This is a genomic window from Chitinophaga silvisoli, assembly GCF_003412465.1.
Taxonomy (GTDB): Bacteria; Bacteroidota; Bacteroidia; order Chitinophagales; family Chitinophagaceae; genus Chitinophaga; species Chitinophaga silvisoli.
Genome location: NZ_QTJV01000008.1, coordinates 167,902 through 183,509, shown reverse-complemented (window position 1 = coordinate 183,509; position 15,608 = coordinate 167,902). Strand labels below are relative to the sequence as shown.

Here is a 15,608-nt window from a genome sequence, read left to right as displayed (position 1 = left end):
GTTAGTCTTTATTTGAAACACCCGCTGATGCAAAGCTGGCCATCTCATTCAGGAAAGCTACGGCTGACTGTACCACAGGATATGCTACAGCTGCACCGGTACCTTCTCCTAAACGCATCCCTAAATGCAATAACGGATCTGCTTTTAAATATGCTAATAATTGCTGATGTCCCTGCTCGTTGGACTGATGTGCAAATACACAGTAATCCAAAATAGCAGGATGTAAGGCTGATGCTACCAGCAAGGCAGCTGTAGTAATAAATCCATCTACCAGTAACACCATTTTCAACTCTGCAGCTTTCAGCATGGCACCACAGATCATGGCTACTTCAAAACCTCCGAAAGTTCTTAATATTTCTAACGGAGACTTGTCAGCAGGAGCTTGTGTACGCATTGCTTCGCTTAAAATCGCTTTCTTCTTTTCCAGACCTTTATCATCCAGTCCCGTACCTCTGCCAATGCATTGTTCTAATGGCAGATTGCACAGAAGGCTCATCAACATAGCAGCAGAAGAGGTGTTGCCAATACCCATTTCGCCAAACCCGATTACATTACAACCCTCTTTATGCAGTTGTTCCACCAATACAGCTGCACGGCTGATAGCGGTGTCACATTCGGCAGCGCTCATCGCTGGCGAATGCAGGTAACTCTGCGTACCTGGTGCTACCTTCAGATCAATTAAATCAGGATGTGGAGCAAAAGTATAATTTACGCCTGCATCCACGACTTTGATGACGATCTGGTGCTGACGGGCAAATACATTTATACCCGCACCGCCCTGCAGGAAGTTATATACCATCTGCCAGGTGACTTCCTGAGGGAAAGGGCTTACGCCTTCCCTGGCAATACCATGGTCTCCGGCAAATACTACGATGGTCGGTTTTGTCAATACAGGCGAGAGCGTGTTTTGGATCTTACCAATCTGCAAAGCCAGTTTTTCCAGTTTGCCGAGCGCTCCTAATGGTTTAGTCTTTAAGTTGATCTTTTCAGTCAGCGCAGGTTCCAGGCTGCTGTTCAGTGGTGTAATGTTAAATCCGGTCATGTCTATTTAATTGTAATGGGAAGCCCTGAAACCATCAGGGTCGCCTTATCAGCTTTCTGTGCAATATATTGGTTCATCCATCCCTGAAGATCTACGAACTTCCGGCCGATTTCAGTATCCGCATGCACGCCCATACCGATTTCATTTGAGATAATAATGAGATTAAATTCCTGTGCGGCAAAAAGGTCAAATTCTGCTTTCGCTTCTTTCAGCGCAATATCAATATTATAATGAGAATCGGAGAAGAAGTTGGTCAACCACAATGTAACACAATCAAATACGACAGTCCGGTTGGGTAATATCAACCTGCTGACCTCTTTTTCTTCCTCTATATTTTCCCACTGATGATCACGCTCCTGTTTATGCAGGGCAATCCTTGCCTGGTGCTCAGTATCCCAGATCCGGCTGGTGGCCAGGTACACCGGGTTTGACGACAGTTGCGAGGCTGCCTGCATAGCAAATTTTGTTTTGCCGGATCTTTGTCCGCCTGAGATGTAATGGATCATCTGTTATAAATTTAGATGGTGTGTCTCTGGTTATAAATGCAAATAGGTGGCACCAATTACTTTCGCCAGTTCAGCTGCCCGGCCTAATTTCACAAAGCCACTTTCAATATTGACAACTGTAGTTGCACCCAAACCACGAAGGTGTTGTTTAAAATAGAGGGCCGACTCCTGCAAACTCCCGCCGGCATTGATCTTTCCATCGGTAAAGATGTAAAGCTGTGTCCTGTCCGATGGTTGCATTTGTGCTGCCAGCTGCAAGCCTGCTTTCAAATTGGTTTTCCCTCCTGAAGGCAGCCGGCTGATACTTTGAATGAATAGATCAGTGTCTGTAGTATAATGCGATACCAATTGTGCATCGCCCTGCGTTAGTGCTACTGCACCATAACGTAAGCGCTTGTGTTGATGCTGCGCAATTGTCTGTGCAATGATACCTTTAATATAAGCAATCTGCCTGTCCCTGATCATACTGCCACTGCTATCAATTAAAAATAACAAAGACAAACTGGCTTTAGACGCTTTCCGCTGGTATTTTATTTTAGTTTCTCCTGTGAGCAGATAATTCGTCACAGTGCCAGGAAGATCGCGTGTCTTATAATCATTGCCATTTACAGGCGTGGTCTTCACCGGTACCGGCAGCCCTTTTTTACGGTCTTTGACTGCCGCTTTAAGTGCTAACTTTTTATCTGTTATCGCTGCCTGTAATAAGTAGTTATTTAAACTGTTCTCACCCTTTTCGGCTCGCCCTCCTTCTCGCCGGGAGCCGAAGGCTTGTTTTCCCGGGAAGAACTTTGTGAGGGAGGTGTTTGCTTTGAACGATGAGAGAGCACAAAACCCTGCACTGCTTCAACATCTGCGGCAGTCACCCTCACCTGCCCATGATAGGCCGCATGTGCCCTGGCGGCTTTCACCAGTAATATATCCGCACGCATGCCCTCTACCTGGTGTCGAATACATAGTTCTGCTACCACCTCATATATATCAGGAAGAATTTTTACAGCAGCTAACATGGTCTGTGCTGAAATAATTTTAGCTGCCAGTAATTCCTCTTCGTTTTTAAAACGTTTCACGAATGCCGGGGCATCCATATCAAAAGCCACCCTGCGCTGCACAATTTCCATTCGCAAAGCTTTATCCGCAGGGGTATTGATATGTACACTCAATCCAAACCTATCCAATAACTGGGGGCGCAGATTCCCTTCTTCAGGATTCATCGTTCCCACCAGGCAAAAACGGCTTTCCACCCATTGAGAAATAGTATCCCTTTCCAGGTAATAACCACCCGTTGCCGCTGCATCCAGCAATACATCCATCAGGTAATCGCTCAGCAGGTTCACTTCATCAATATACAGGATGCCTTGATGCGCTGCTGCCAGCAAACCGGTTTGTATTTCCAGTCGCTTTTCATTCAGCAGTACATCCAGTTTTAATGTACCCAATACACGATCTTCCGTAGCACCTATAGGCAGGTTCACAAAAGGAAGATCCTGCAGGAGATGACTCAATCCCCTCACCGTGGTCGTCTTACCAGTACCTTTGTCACCGAGCGCAAGCACTCCACCCAGTCCGGGATCAATCATACACAAGGTCAGCGCCAGTTTAAAATCTTCCTGTCCGCAGATAGCAGTAAAAGGATACCTGATCATACAAAACAATTATAAATCCATACACAGCCTACTCCAATCGAGAAGAGGCCGACGATCGCATTCATGGATTTGAAAGCAACCTGATTTCTTTCAATAAAACGGGACACGGAGAATGCCAGTACACAGCTGTACGTGGTCATGGCAATTACAATCCCCAGGCTTTGCAGTACAATGATCCACATGGCGGTACCAGCATCTTTTGATGCCAGGATCAGGGCGATGGCACAGGCACCACCTGTACCTGCCAGACCATGTAACATGCCTACCCAGAAACTACGGCTCAGGGGATTCATGGCGATTTCCTGCCCTTGCCTGCCATGTATATGCAATGCATTGTTTAGATGATCATGCGCTGCAAATTGCTTATGCGTAGCCATTAGTTTCTTTAACTGGTGGTTCCTGCGGATAGCAGAAATACCTAACCAGATCATCACAGGTCCTACTGCCATCTCCGCATAGGCAGATATATTTACCGGCAATGCCGATTTCAGTAATAAAGCAAAGAAGCTGAACAGGATTAAAGACGCAGAATGCCCTAATGCCCATTGCGAGGATCGCCAGATGAGCCTGCGCAATTTCAGTTTATTGTTCGCTTTTTCAGATGCCAATACTGATACGGCAGCCATGTGGTCCGGTTCAAAGGAATGTTGTACACCTAATAAAATAGAATCCGTTAATAAAAATCCAATCATATTATATTATCATTCGCATCAATCAATAAGATCTCCAGGACCACTGCCGGAATTATAGCATGACATACCGCATAACAGCGTGCCCTGAGTTCCCTGTAAAATGGTTCCTCCGCTCTAAAAGGAAATAACTCCGTCAGTCTGCGGGCGAGGTTTAATTCCAGGATGGGGGCACATTGTGCTGCGGGATACCCACAACTCATAGCCAGTTCGTAAATAAACTGCTTATCCCAGCTGGATTTGCCACTATGCGTATCCAGCTCTCCCTGCGCCAGTTTACAGGCCTTGCCCAACATAATCCCCATTGTCACTTTTTGTAGCTGCGTTGTTTTGATTTTTCCCAGCGTCTCACCAATCCAGTTTCCATATTGCACAAAAGCAAATTCAGGTAATTCTGCAAATCGCTTCCGCAATATATTCTCAGAGCGCCCTCCCGAGTTAATAACTACCGTATCACAACCATTCGCAATAGATACATCGATTCCCTGTGTAATACTGGCAATATATGCCGATGCACTAAATGGCTTCACAATGCCCGTGGTCCCTAAGATGGAAATGCCACCTATAATACCGATACGGGCATTCAGCGTCTTCCGGGCAATCTCTTCTCCATTCACCACAAATACCTGTACATCCACGCCCCGGTCCAGTTGATACTGATGCCTGATAAAATTCACCGCATCCCGCATCATCTTCCTCGGCACCGGGTTGATAGCCGGCTCACCCACACCAATTGCTAAACCAGGCAAAGTGACAACTCCTACACCTTCACCTCTGAGAAACACAACATCATCACCTGCATTTAATGAAACAGTACTTCCTATCGTAGCACCATGTGTTGCATCCGGATCATCACCACCATCTTTTATCGTTGTACAGGTCGCATACTGCTTATTGAAAGAACAGCTTACCTTGAATAATACCTTTTGCCCTAATGGCAATGTAATTTCTATCTCCCCCACAGCCTGCTGTGTCAGTAAGGCTGTCAGGGCAGCCTTGGTACAGGCTGTCGCGCAGGCACCAGTGGTATATCCCGTCCTCAGTGACATACCAGGTACCCATTTAAGTGATCTAATAAGTCATGCTCATTCACTGGTATAAATCCTTCGGGCAGCGCTGGCCTGGAGATAATGAAAATAGGAATGCCTGCCTGCAATGCTTCATGGATCTTCACTGATAATAAACCTGATTCACCACTTTCCTTTGTCAATATTCCTGTGATGCCATGCAATGAGATCAATGCCGCTTCATTACCAGGCATCTCCATAATCAGGTCCTCCCGGACAAATCCCGCTGCAAGGGCCTGTTCAAGGGAACTCTCTCTGGGTAAGATCCTAAACAGCGTTTTATGTTTTAACCAGTAATTACTTAATTGACTGATTGTCTGCACACCAGTCAAGGCCAATAACTTTTCGACCGGATGTACAGCCAGGTAATCTAGCGCCGCATCATAACTATCAAAATAATGCACCAATGGATGCACCGTCCGTGCCGGGTATGCTCTTTCGAACCGCAATACCGGTAATCCTGCATCCGCAATAGTCTGATGTAACACCGTCGCAAAAGGATGGCTGGCATGCACAATCACCCGGACTTTATTATCTGCACAAAATTCCTGTAATGCAGTTGTTGTGAGCGCACCGGACCGGTACGCTCCATAAGTCTGCGGGGGTATCTCAACGGCCGATTTAGTGGAATAACAATAGGGGAGACCAGCCTGCTCCAACAGGGCCATTACTTTTCTTCCTTCTGTAGTTCCACCAAAAACGAGTATCATTCTTTAAATTTTTATCGTCTTCCCTGTTCTGAATGTATGCTTCCACGCAGGACTATACAAATGTGACCGGTTTTTCCTCGCACCAATCGCATCGCCTACAATCACCAATGTTGTCAAGGTCAGTTTATTATCCCTGATAATTTGCGCCAGGTCTTGCAGTTGACCGGTAAACACCGCCTCGTCTTTCCAGGTCACCCTGTACAACACTGCTACGGGTGTTTCAGGCGCATAATGTTCGAGTAACTGTGCCTGTACAGACTTAGCAATCGTGGCACTCAGGAAGATGCACATCGTTGCCTTATGCTTCGCCATCTCATTCAGTTTCTCATGCTCCGGCAATGGTGTTTTACCAGCACCGCGGGTGAGAATAATACTCTGTACTACCTCCGGAATAGTGAACTCCGATTTCAGATAAGCTGCTGCCGCCTGGAACGAAGAGATCCCTGGCACAATAGAATAGTCCATTCCCTTCTCATCAAAGATAGTCATCTGTTCCTGGATGGCTCCGTATATAGAAGGATCGCCACTCTGCAATCTTACAATCAGGTGTCCCTTCGCATAGTGTGCTTCCATCAGCGCGATCTGATCTTCCAGCGTCATACTCGCAGAGTTGCGTACCACTGCACCTGCTTTTGCATAGTGCGTTAGTTCCTCCGGAACAAGGCTTCCCGCATAAAGGATCAGGTCCGCTGTTTCCAGCAACTGCTTTCCTTTTATACTGATTAACTCCGCATCTCCAGGGCCTGCACCAACAATCACCACCTCCGCTTTGCGTGCTGCACTTTTATCTATAGCAATCGCCAATGTATGTTTCTTTCCGGAAGCAACTGTAATCTTTTGTTTTTCCAGCAATAAACTGGTATTGCTACTCAGCAACATGGCAGATGCTTCTGATACACTATGCACGCCTAATTTCGACAACACCACTTCCGAAGCATTCGGTACCGTTTGGGTATTCAACGCGTCAGCGCTGAAAGTAACAAAAGGCACATCCAGCTTTTTCGCCAATTCTATAAACGCCGTTTCATCTGCCTTAATATCAATAGAGCCAATCGCTTTTAGAGAGTCAATCGCGAGCCCCTGCACCTGAAACTGCTGACGCAAAGATGCTTCCAGCAGCTCCGTTTCGATATCCCGTGAACATCCCATCCCTATATTTAAAACGGGTGCATGGTAATGCAAGACAGGTACCGGTGCCTCATATTCCTTATAGGTCACCGCAATCAGCAACGCATACTTAGAAAAATCAATCTCCTCATAAGCATAATACAGATCTGCAAACGCTGGTTTTGTTCGCTCCAGGTATAACGTCCCTTTATCTTTAAGATCCAATAATACGGCTGTCGGCTTATTATTGACAAATAAAGAAATCAGTTCATTATTTACATTCGTCTTCCAGTTGAATTGCGCCGCCAGCGTATCCAGCGCCCACAACTGTTGCAGGTCACTGCTGGTGGTAATCACGGCCTGCCCTGCAATCGCCCTTGCCAGTTTCGTTGCCAGCTCATTCGCTCCTCCCTCATGCCCGGATACTACGGCCTGCACAAAATTGCCATGGTCATCCATATTGATCACTGCCGGGTCTGTATGCTTGTCCTGTAAAAAAGGCGCAATACTCCTCACACATATTCCCAATGCACCTATAAATACCAGGCTGTCAAACCTGCTGTAATTGTCCTGCAGGAAACCCGCTATGGAAGAAATCGTTGTTGCCTGCTCATGTACCCGCGTACTCACCACTACAGCATGGGGAAACTCCTTCATGACGCGCAAACCTAATTCCACGCCTCTGTCTGTACTGGCAATGATCGCTGTTTTATTCATGTTTTTATTTTTTCTGCCGTCAGGACAGTAATCTGATTATGTTCGTCTATTGTAATTGCTACAGGTGTATGCAATTGATACTCCAGCCTTGTCACAGCCTGCTCAAATTGCACTTTACTTTCCGGCTTTACTGCATTCATCACCACACGGCCACCTGCTTTCAAATAATGATCAAGGACTTCCATCAATTCACCTAACCTGTTTCCATGCCCTCCTATGAAGATTGCATCGGGTAGGGGATAGGCAGATAGATCCTGCTCAAATATGTCGCCCATCACTTTTATTATTCCCGGCACGCCAAACTTTGCAGCATTCCTGTCCAGCAATCCATCACACCCTTCCCGCTTCTCAAAACCCACTACCTGTAACCCCGGAAAATTATTCTTTGCTTCTATAGCTACCGAACCGGTACAGAAACCAATGTCCCAAAGTACCTGCCGATGAAACAAATCCAGCTGCCCTAAACTTAATAACCGTATAGGCATCTTAGTGATCATGTTAGGTCTGTTCTGCAAACCCTCAAATAAAGTATCCGGTATACCCATCCACTTCTGCCGTGGGGTATTTTCAACTAATAATACGCAATTCAATGCGTGAAATAACCCCGTTGCAGCGGTTGATAATGAGAACGTTCCGATTTTTTCATCCACACCTTCCAAAGCCTCGCCCACAATCATCGTATAGTTGTCATACCCATATTCCAACAGCCTTTTCGCGATCGCTGCAGGTGTCTTTGTACCATCTGTCAGCACCCCGATCAGTTGCGCTCTTCTGATCAGTGCAGTATCCAATTCATCCCATCCACGCCCATGCACCGAAGTGTTATACAAACCAGCATAAGCAATATTACACCGCTGACATAATAATTGTAAACTATTGAAATAAGGATATACCCGCATCGATGCTTCCGGATCATACCTGCGCAGGCTATTTGCAAAGCCATAAAATAAAGGATCGCCGGAGGCAAAGATGATCACACTACCTTCCAGCTCCTTATATCGCTGAATCAATCCAGGTATGTCTCCTGTAATATCAATCCACTCATACACCGCAGGCAGGTATTGCTGCATACGGTGGCGATGCCGCCGGCCACCTGAGAAATACTGGTGTTGTGGTAATAAGGTTTGCACCTCATCCGGCAAGACAAAGTGTTCATGGTCAGAAATCCCTATTACTACGTATTTATTCATAAGTAAATGCTGCATTCACAATACTCGCCGCTACATTACTTCCTCCCTTACGCCCTTTGATAATTACATAAGGGATATGCTTCATGGCCTGCAATTTCAACTTAGACTCCACTACATTCACAAAACCTACCGGTGCTCCAATGATTCCCGCTGGTTTAAAATCCGCATTCCCCAAATGATCACACAACTCAAATAAAGCAGTTGGTGCATTCCCTACCACAAACAAAGCCTCAGGGTGTTTCGTTATAGCCAGCCGCATACCGGCCTGGCTCCTTGTCAATCCTTCCCTGGCCGCCAGTTCCAATACGCCTTCCGCATTCAGGTAACAATGTACCTGCGCCTGGTATTTTTCTAAAAAGGAACGGGTAATACCAGATTGCACCATTGTCACATCCGTCACAATCGTACCTCCTTCCTGCAGGTAAGTCTGCCAGCGGGCAATCGCATTACCATTGGAATGATACAAATCCTCATATTCAAAATCAGCAGTCGTATGTATACACCTCATCACCGCCCATTTATCAGCTGCTGACAGATCCGTACGCTGCATTTGTTCCGCTATCTGCCTGAAGCTTTCATCCTGGATCTCCTGTCCGCTCTGCGGCTTTCTATCCAGGTACCCCCGTGGGGTGACTAAGAAATTCTTAAACTGGTAGGTCTGTGAATTCCCCACCATCACCAGCGAGAACATATCTACTGCCTCAACCGGCAGTTCTTTTAAAGTGGTAATAAGAATGCTTTCTTCCGCGCGTGTCACCTGTCTGATGATGGCCACCGGCGTATCGGCAGAACGATGTTCCAGGAAGATTTCTTTAAACCGCTCCAGTTGCCAGAACCGTTTCTTACTCCTTGGATTATATAAGGAAGTGACGAAGTCACCAAAGGCAGCTGCTTTAATTCGCTGCTCAATAGTAGTCCATGGTGTCATTAAATCAGAAAGAGAGATACAACAGAAATCATGGCCCAATGGCGCACCCAGCTTTCCTGCAGCGGCTATAAATGCACTGACGCCTGGAATAGTCTGCAGGTCAATCTCTTTTTCAGGATGCCTGCTTGCATACTGGTAGACCAGTGAAGCCATGGCATAAATACCTGCGTCACCGGAACTGATGACTACCACATGCCTTCCCGGTGCACAGCTATCCACTGCCAGTACCGCACGGGCTTCTTCTTCCGTCAGGTCTTTGCCAATGCATTCGCATTTCTCAGCAAGCAAATGACCGATGAACTGGAAATAATAACTATATCCAATTACAATATCTGCATCTGCCAATACCTGTTGCGCAACAGGCAATATATAATCAGCGCCGCCGGGACCTATGCCCACTACACTTAATCTCATAATTTTTGTAGAATGGTCAATAAACAGTATTAGAAAGCGGCTCCATCATAACCGTTTTAATATAATTAGCGAAAAATACGGCACATCCCGCTCCTTAATCACCTCTATATCTGTTGTGATGAACTGATCCGGCGTACCCAATCGCTCACAATACATCACCCGCACAGCCTTGTTATGTAGTACGGGCAATAAAGTCCTGATCACACTCCTCACTTTAATCAGCACCACTGTATCAAAAGTATCCAGTAAATGTTCCAGCCGCCTTGCATCCTCCATCCTGGGTAAAATCGCTATCTTCTCATTCAGCACGCCTAAGGGTAATTGGTGCGCTGCTGCGCCATTCAAAAAAGATGGCACACCTGCAATCACCTCCACATCCAGCTTATACTGCTGGATATGCTCCATCAGGTAAGCAAAGGTGCTGTAGAATGAAATATCACCCTCACTCACGAAAGCCACCTGCAGGCCCATCTGGTAATCCTCCCACATCTGCAAAAAAGTATTCGCATAGGTTGCCGCCACTTCACTTCTTTCTGTACTCATCTTCAGGAACATTCCCCTGAATTTACTTTCATCCAGCGCATGATATTGCAGGATGCCCAGCGAGTAACTGATAGTACTGCCGTCTTCCAGCAAAGAGCCGGGGTAGTAAATCCTATCCACCTGCTGCAGCACCTGCAGGCCTTTTACTGTGATCAGTAAAGGATCACCGGGGCCAAGAGATACACCGTATATTTTACCCTGTTTTGCCATAACTCAGATTCCCAAAATCTTTTTAAACCTGGTGAAAACTTTGTTACCCGTTTCAATCTTTTCCTCCTCTTCAAACAATATTCCTTTCACTGCCAGGTGATGCCCCACCTGCTCTTTGCCTACTTCTTCCTCAAACCCTATGATCTGGGTTCTGTATTTACACAACTGGCAGTTCATCTCCGGTCGCCCGATCTCCACTTCCCTGATCCGCTCATCTATCGTCTCCAACAACAGTTCATCACACTCAAATCCTGGAGTATACAGGATCTCTTTATCAGTCTGCGATCTGTATTCTTCCAGCTGCCCATAGATCTTCTTCAGCAGGATGCCTGTAAATAAAAACACCGGTAAAGCAATCACTCTCTTATAAGGCAGGAGATTTACAATCGGCAAGGCCTCCTGCAATAATGGCTTTGTTACCCCTATATATGCTGTTGTCGCAAATCCAAATCCCATTCCTTCCCACAGCATCCTCGTCATCTTTGCTACATCCGCATTTGCATCCGGATCAGAAGTACCTCTTCCTATCACCAGCAAGCATGCATCGGAAAGATCTCCGGTACCACCCGCTGCCAATATTAGTTTCTGCGCAAGTTTCAGGATAGCGGGAGTAATCCCTATATGTCTGCCCAACCTGATAGTCAGGCCTTCATACTGGTGCTGCAAAGTATTCATCTCATAAGGAATATCATTCTTCGCATGCGCACCGGCAAACAGGATGGCCGGAATCGCCAGGATCTCCCTGACACCCGCCAGGTACATCCGCTCTACCGCTGCTGCATATACGGGATGGGAAAACTCCAGGAAGCCATAGTCGACCATGTACGAAGGATAGCGTTCTTTCAGCAGCGTTACCAGTTCCTTAAATCCACGTACTCCTTCAGGGTCCCTGCTGCCATGTCCGCATATTAATATTCCTTTCATAATAATGCCAGGGGATTAGGGTGCTTGAATGTATAATGCAAACGACGCTTGATCTTATCTGAATTGATAATTTTAAAACACAGCGGCTTGCCTTCCGCAAAGGTCGGAACTTCCAGGCCTGCTTTTTCGGCCGCCAGGGTATAATATATCCTTCGGGTCGGATGCTCATCTGCTGCCGCATGAAAGATATCTTCCCACACTTCCTGTTCAATAAGCGCACTGATCAGTCCTATACAATCATCCTGGTGTATCACATTAATCGGTGCATCCCCATTCTCCACATCTTTCTTTCCAGCCAGGAAGCGTGCCGGCATACGGTCATAACCAATCAATCCTCCTAATCTAAGTATAGTGGTGGTAAACCTCGTCTGTGAAAGTAAGAGGTTCTCCGCCAGCAGCAATGCCTGCCCACTTCCCTTGGTAGCCGGCACGATGTCCTGTTCGGTAATCTCCCTGTTCAGGTCAGGATATACAGAAGTAGAACTGATGAACAACACATGTTTCACCGGACTCGCCTCTATCGCCTGTATCAGCAAGGCTATCTGGGCGGGGTGATAAGTTGTTATATCCGGCCTGCGGCTGGGCGGGAAATTAATGACAAGGATCTCACTCTCCAGGAACCCCTGTAGATCAGAACAATTGATTTCCTTGTCTGAAATCGTTAACTGGTAGGGGAGGATGCCCTTGTCAAACAGCGCTTCCAGCTTTTCTTCACTGGTCACAGACCCTTTAACCCGGTAGCCCTGTTGAACAAAAAGCCCGGCTAATGGTAGGCCGAGCCAGCCACAGCCTAGTACGCTGATGGATTTGTCCTTGATATGCTCATTCTGTTCCATTGTCTGATTTGCTGAATTTGTGCCTCAAATATAAATCAGCGTACAATGAAATAATGATACTTATAAAAATTATTCCCACAATATTGTTCTGTGTATCGCTCAATTCGAGGGACTCATTCCAGGTACTAAGCAATTTATAGATAGGAATGGCAAAACACATGATTGTAATCAGTACATTTAATTTGAATCGGTGATTCTGGATTTTCCGCTGGTCAAAGGTCTTAAGCAGTTTACTGAGCAACATGGAATCGCAGGTCCCTGTCAGGATCAGCCCCAGTGAAAACACCACGCCCCCCAATACCGCATAAACCCATTGATTGGATACCGCGACCGCATACCCAAAAGCCGCAATTTGCGAAGAAGTATCGAAGATAAAGCCGAAGATAATACCTGTGAGGACTACTGTAAACGGGTTCAGACTATTCCCGAATGATTTCGGCAGCAGTTTTTTCCGGATGCCAGCCATTTGCACCTGCCCTCTTTTCAGGTAGACCAGGTTCGAGATCCCCATAAATAACAACATCAGCGAGGCTGTCCATTCCACCACAAGATCCAGCAAGGGGGGAATATTAAAATTATTCTTTAGAATACAAAGGAACAAAGCAATGGCAGTCACCATTATTCCATGTCCAAATGTAAAGAGGGTACCTACCCATCTGCTCCAGGTGCTCCTGTTCATATGAAGGCGGTAAGTATACCCGTCAATCACTGTGATGTGGTCCGGATCCAGCCCATGACGCAGACCAAGTACGGCCAATACAATAAATCCTGATATATCGGTTCCCATAATCTAAAAATATACACTCAGACTTCCTTTTATAAACAATGGCGTACCGGGGGTGATGTGAAAATCATACACCGGCTCCGCTTCTCCTTTTAATTTTGATTCGTCATAAAACTGCGCCTCTGCCCACTGTGTATTAAACAGGTTCTCCGCATATATACCTATCTCATACCTCGGATGCGTGAATTTCACAACCGCATCTGTAATGAAATAGCTGGCCGATTGCACACTTCCATCTTCAGTAGCAGGCCGTTCTCCCATATAGCGGTAGCGCAGGCTGGCATTTAAACCACTGGGGTGCCTGTAGGTGAGGCCACCCGTAGAGTTCCACTTAGGATGCAATGGCAGTTGGTTTGCATCTTTAGGTGCATCCCTCAGCACACCATGTGCATAGTTCAGGTTCACATCCGCCCACAACGCATTGGAGAGCTGATACCGGATACTCGCATCCATACCAATCTTCCTGGCATTGCCGATTTCTTCAAAAGAGCCATCATCCGCTACAAAGCGGTATTCCGATCCTACATACAGCATCCAGCCCGTAATACTAAACAGCGCCCGCTGACCAATTTTAAAATTCGTACCCAGGTCCCCACCATAAGAAGTTGGTACCGGGTTCGCAGGTTGCTCTTTACTGACTACTGCTTGTATGAAATTGGAATGAAAACCAGTGCCCGCCTTTGCATACAGCGTTACATTGCCAGACATATCATAGTAAAGGTGCAGTTTTGGATTAAAGCGGTACACCACCTTACTGCCATCATTGCTCTTATCAAGTTTGTCCTGGAAATTAAAGTCAAACAGATCATTTCGTAATCCTAACTGCATATGCCACCTGGGATGAAACTGCCAGTTCTCTTTAATATAAAAACTGTAATTGGTGATCTGAGCGGTATTCACTGCATCCACGCTTAACAGCACTCTTTGCTCCACATGGTCCCTGCCATTATCAGGCAAATCTGTACGTGTGGTCAGACCAACCTCCGTTTGCAAAGCAGTATGCCCTATAGAATCAAAGCGCTTATAAGTACCCTTGTAGCCAAACAGATCTCTCGCTTCCCATTGCCTGATCTCATCTCCATGTATGGTATCCGTCATGAAAAAGGTAAAGTCAGAATACAGGGAAAAATTGTTTTTAGTATAGTACAACATGTTATTGAATGTACCATTCGTCCCCAACTTCGTACTCGTCTTTATACTCAGGTTCACCCGGCTCGTAGACCCTCCCTCAGAAGGATCGATAGATCCATACCTGTTCAGTTTACCGGCGTTGATGGCCCGTAGGGGCAGTTGACCCGAAGCATCCCAGCTACTGTTAAATCCTGATGCAGTAACGCTCAGGTCTGTCGCCGGACTAAGCTGCACATTGTAGCGGCCAAATAAATTGAGCCGTTTAAAATGTAGTTTATGAATGAAATAACCGTCGTTATAACTATAGTCAGCCGCGATATAAGCATTTTGATTTCTCCACTCCGGTGAGTGCAGCATCACCAATCCACGCGGGCTATTATACCTTCCATATTCCACTTTTGCCACATTCCTGTCCAGCTTATACAGAGACTGGAACTGAGCGGCACCGCTGATAGAGAAGTCACCCAGACCAGCATCGTAAGGCCCTTTGAAAAAGCTGGCCCTGCCTACTACTTCCGGAATCATAAAGTGCATATCGGCATATCCCTGGCCATGTGCATGCGAAGGCATGTTCACCGGGATATCGTCGAAGAAAATCGCGAAATCAGTACCATGATCATTGTCAGTACCCCGTACAAAGATCTGTTCAGCCTTACCACCCCCGGCATGTTGGGCAATGAATAGCCCAGGTACGGTTCTCAATAAATCCTGTGCAGATTTTACTGGTTGCAGTTGCATGGCCAGCAGATCCATCTTATTTTCCCCGGGCCGGGTAGTGGCGGCGGAAACAGTGATTTCTGAAAGGTTGAGCAGGTCTGGTTTTAGCGAAATGTTGTACGTATTGCCGTTGCCTGCAATGACTTTAATCTTTTTAGTCAAGGCCTCATATCCAGTAGATGTAACCTTTAACATATATTCTCCGCTGGCTACATTGGCAATGGTAAATTCACCGGTTTCACCGGTAACAACACCATGAATGTTTGCGCTACCTGCATGTAGGCCGGTTTCCACAATTACCACCGTAGCTCCCGGAATATGCTTTTGATCAGTATTGTCTGTTACAATACCCCTGATTTGAGTTGTTGTCTGTGCATTTACGGTCATACCGCATAATAAAATAACGGCAGAACCCAGTCTGCTGAATGGTTTGTACATGTTGCTGTAACG

Annotated in this window: 15 protein-coding genes; all 15 read right to left on the bottom strand. The window is 46.3% G+C overall.

The features are described from left to right. Nucleotide 1 precedes the first annotated feature (1 nt). Nucleotides 2-1,042 carry a nicotinate-nucleotide--dimethylbenzimidazole phosphoribosyltransferase gene (cobT, locus tag DXN04_RS21210; protein ID WP_116855396.1) on the bottom strand — a complete coding sequence of 347 codons (1,041 nt, stop codon included), beginning with the start codon at nt 1,040-1,042 and terminating at the stop codon, nt 2-4. Between the two features lie 2 nt (nt 1,043-1,044). Next, entirely contained in the window at nt 1,045-1,548 is a 504-nt protein-coding gene (locus tag DXN04_RS21205) for a bifunctional adenosylcobinamide kinase/adenosylcobinamide-phosphate guanylyltransferase (RefSeq protein ID WP_116855395.1), read from the bottom strand. 30 nt (nt 1,549-1,578) lie between these two features. Beyond that, nucleotides 1,579-2,172, bottom strand: a complete 594-nt coding sequence (locus DXN04_RS21200; RefSeq protein WP_147320012.1) for a vWA domain-containing protein — start codon at nt 2,170-2,172, stop codon at nt 1,579-1,581. A gap of 89 nt (nt 2,173-2,261) precedes the next feature. Then, entirely contained in the window at nt 2,262-3,191 is a 930-nt protein-coding gene (locus tag DXN04_RS21195) for an ATP-binding protein (protein WP_116855393.1), read from the bottom strand. Continuing rightward, nucleotides 3,188-3,883, bottom strand: a complete 696-nt coding sequence (locus DXN04_RS21190; protein ID WP_116855392.1) for a hypothetical protein — start codon at nt 3,881-3,883, stop codon at nt 3,188-3,190. The genes DXN04_RS21195 and DXN04_RS21190 overlap by 4 nt, the downstream gene beginning before the upstream one ends. Further along, nucleotides 3,880-4,929, bottom strand: coding sequence for a cobalt-precorrin-5B (C(1))-methyltransferase (locus tag DXN04_RS21185; protein ID WP_116855391.1), 1,050 nt, complete (start codon nt 4,927-4,929; stop codon nt 3,880-3,882). The genes DXN04_RS21190 and DXN04_RS21185 overlap by 4 nt, the downstream gene beginning before the upstream one ends. After that, on the bottom strand, nt 4,920-5,657 hold the full coding sequence (locus DXN04_RS21180; protein WP_116855390.1) for a precorrin-6A/cobalt-precorrin-6A reductase: 738 nt from the start codon (nt 5,655-5,657) through the stop codon (nt 4,920-4,922). Before DXN04_RS21180 ends, DXN04_RS21185 begins: the two co-directional genes overlap by 10 nt. Before the next feature lie 3 nt (nt 5,658-5,660). Then, nucleotides 5,661-7,481, bottom strand: a complete 1,821-nt coding sequence (gene cobM, locus DXN04_RS21175; RefSeq protein ID WP_116855389.1) for a precorrin-4 C(11)-methyltransferase — start codon at nt 7,479-7,481, stop codon at nt 5,661-5,663. Further along, nucleotides 7,478-8,671, bottom strand: coding sequence for a precorrin-6y C5,15-methyltransferase (decarboxylating) subunit CbiE (gene cbiE, locus DXN04_RS21170; RefSeq protein ID WP_116855388.1), 1,194 nt, complete (start codon nt 8,669-8,671; stop codon nt 7,478-7,480). The genes cobM and cbiE overlap by 4 nt, the downstream gene beginning before the upstream one ends. Beyond that, entirely contained in the window at nt 8,664-10,013 is a 1,350-nt protein-coding gene (gene cobJ / locus DXN04_RS21165; protein WP_116855387.1) for a precorrin-3B C(17)-methyltransferase, read from the bottom strand. The genes cbiE and cobJ overlap by 8 nt, the downstream gene beginning before the upstream one ends. A 45-nt stretch (nt 10,014-10,058) precedes the next feature. Continuing rightward, complete coding sequence (gene cobI / locus DXN04_RS21160) at nt 10,059-10,766, bottom strand: precorrin-2 C(20)-methyltransferase (protein ID WP_116855386.1); 708 nt, start codon at nt 10,764-10,766, stop codon at nt 10,059-10,061. Nucleotides 10,767-10,769: 3 nt separating this feature from the next. Beyond that, nucleotides 10,770-11,690, bottom strand: coding sequence for a sirohydrochlorin chelatase (locus DXN04_RS21155; RefSeq protein WP_116855385.1), 921 nt, complete (start codon nt 11,688-11,690; stop codon nt 10,770-10,772). Next, complete coding sequence (locus DXN04_RS21150) at nt 11,687-12,526, bottom strand: Rossmann-fold NAD(P)-binding domain-containing protein (protein ID WP_116855384.1); 840 nt, start codon at nt 12,524-12,526, stop codon at nt 11,687-11,689. Before DXN04_RS21150 ends, DXN04_RS21155 begins: the two co-directional genes overlap by 4 nt. Then, nucleotides 12,513-13,313 carry a HoxN/HupN/NixA family nickel/cobalt transporter gene (locus DXN04_RS21145; RefSeq protein WP_116855383.1) on the bottom strand — a complete coding sequence of 267 codons (801 nt, stop codon included), beginning with the start codon at nt 13,311-13,313 and terminating at the stop codon, nt 12,513-12,515. The genes DXN04_RS21150 and DXN04_RS21145 overlap by 14 nt, the downstream gene beginning before the upstream one ends. Nucleotides 13,314-13,316: 3 nt before the next feature. After that, a complete protein-coding gene (locus DXN04_RS21140) occupies nt 13,317-15,596 on the bottom strand; it encodes a TonB-dependent receptor (protein ID WP_116855382.1) in 2,280 nt (759 codons plus the stop codon). Nucleotides 15,597-15,608 lie beyond the last annotated feature (12 nt).

Bases quoted from the DNA above. Each gene is read 5' to 3' on its own strand.
- cbiE (WP_116855388.1), bottom strand. From the start codon at position 8,671: ATGAATAAATACGTAGTAATAGGGATTTCTGACCATGAACACTTTGTC.
- DXN04_RS21205 (WP_116855395.1), bottom strand. From the start codon at position 1,548: ATGATCCATTACATCTCAGGCGGACAAAGATCCGGCAAAACAAAATTT.
- cobJ (WP_116855387.1), bottom strand. From the start codon at position 10,013: ATGAGATTAAGTGTAGTGGGCATAGGTCCCGGCGGCGCTGATTATATA.
- DXN04_RS21145 (WP_116855383.1), bottom strand. From the start codon at position 13,313: ATGGGAACCGATATATCAGGATTTATTGTATTGGCCGTACTTGGTCTG.
- DXN04_RS21150 (WP_116855384.1), bottom strand. From the start codon at position 12,526: ATGGAACAGAATGAGCATATCAAGGACAAATCCATCAGCGTACTAGGC.
- DXN04_RS21185 (WP_116855391.1), bottom strand. From the start codon at position 4,929: ATGTCACTGAGGACGGGATATACCACTGGTGCCTGCGCGACAGCCTGT.
- DXN04_RS21180 (WP_116855390.1), bottom strand. From the start codon at position 5,657: ATGATACTCGTTTTTGGTGGAACTACAGAAGGAAGAAAAGTAATGGCC.
- DXN04_RS21195 (WP_116855393.1), bottom strand. From the start codon at position 3,191: ATGATCAGGTATCCTTTTACTGCTATCTGCGGACAGGAAGATTTTAAA.
- cobT (WP_116855396.1), bottom strand. From the start codon at position 1,042: ATGACCGGATTTAACATTACACCACTGAACAGCAGCCTGGAACCTGCG.
- cobM (WP_116855389.1), bottom strand. From the start codon at position 7,481: ATGAATAAAACAGCGATCATTGCCAGTACAGACAGAGGCGTGGAATTA.
- DXN04_RS21155 (WP_116855385.1), bottom strand. From the start codon at position 11,690: ATGAAAGGAATATTAATATGCGGACATGGCAGCAGGGACCCTGAAGGA.
- cobI (WP_116855386.1), bottom strand. From the start codon at position 10,766: ATGGCAAAACAGGGTAAAATATACGGTGTATCTCTTGGCCCCGGTGAT.
- DXN04_RS21140 (WP_116855382.1), bottom strand. From the start codon at position 15,596: ATGTACAAACCATTCAGCAGACTGGGTTCTGCCGTTATTTTATTATGC.
- DXN04_RS21190 (WP_116855392.1), bottom strand. From the start codon at position 3,883: ATGATTGGATTTTTATTAACGGATTCTATTTTATTAGGTGTACAACAT.